This window comes from Mucilaginibacter sp. P4_G9, assembly GCF_056400985.1.
The window spans coordinates 1-783 of record NZ_JBFUKF010000889.1 but is presented as its reverse complement, the minus strand read 5'-3'; the positions used below and the strand labels follow the sequence as shown (position 1 = coordinate 783).

Annotated in this window: 1 protein-coding gene; it reads right to left on the bottom strand. The window is 35.6% G+C overall.

Annotation, left to right across the window (positions count from 1 at the left end):
* Nucleotides 1–158 precede the first annotated feature (158 nt).
* Nucleotides 159–783: PAS domain S-box protein (locus AC1DPZ_RS28375; RefSeq protein WP_477409836.1), on the bottom strand; the 625-nt coding region annotated here is incomplete at its 5' end.

Here is a 783-nt window from a genome sequence, read left to right as displayed (position 1 = left end):
ATACCATTGTCAGATATTGAAACACGATAACCTTTGATAGTCAGAAGCTGAGCGATATTATCTCTGATTTTGTAATTATCCTCAATTAGAAGTATGCTATTCATAACAAATGAATTTTAACCATTTATTAAATCACATCGTAAATGTTAAACTGATTTTTATTCGACAGGATGCATTACCTGATGGGTGATATCAATAAATATACCCGACAACTTTTCGCATACCCCATTATTAAACTCCGGATAGCAAACAATTCTAACCTTTATTGAATTTTTCTTTGCCGTAATCATTTCAAATTCACCATCAAATGATTTTCCATTTTCAATTGCATCCTGAAGTACTAATTTTGCTAAATCGCGGTTTGCTCCTTCTTTATGAAATGCCAAAGCTGTTTCCTCATCCGGGCTAAAATCTTCGGGTACTTCCAGCATTTCTTTCAGCACCTTGCTCCAAATAATTGTATTTTTAACAAAATTCCTGCTCCACGCGCCAATCCGGGCAATTTTTTGTGCTTTATTCAAAACTTCTAAAACCTGTCCGCTTTCTGTTTCCTTCTGTTTCAGAGGGGTAATATTCTCAGTTAAAATTAAAAAACCTCCAATTTCTGATCCTCCCCTATACCATGGCCTCAGATCCCAGCGCATCCAGGCTAATGTTCCATCCTGGTTTTCAACTATAGAATCATCAAAATGAACTTCTCCTTTTAAGCACGTGAGCAATAAATCATGAAATTGAGATTTAATTTGCGGCAGAACCTGGTAAAGATTTACCCCTATGATTTCT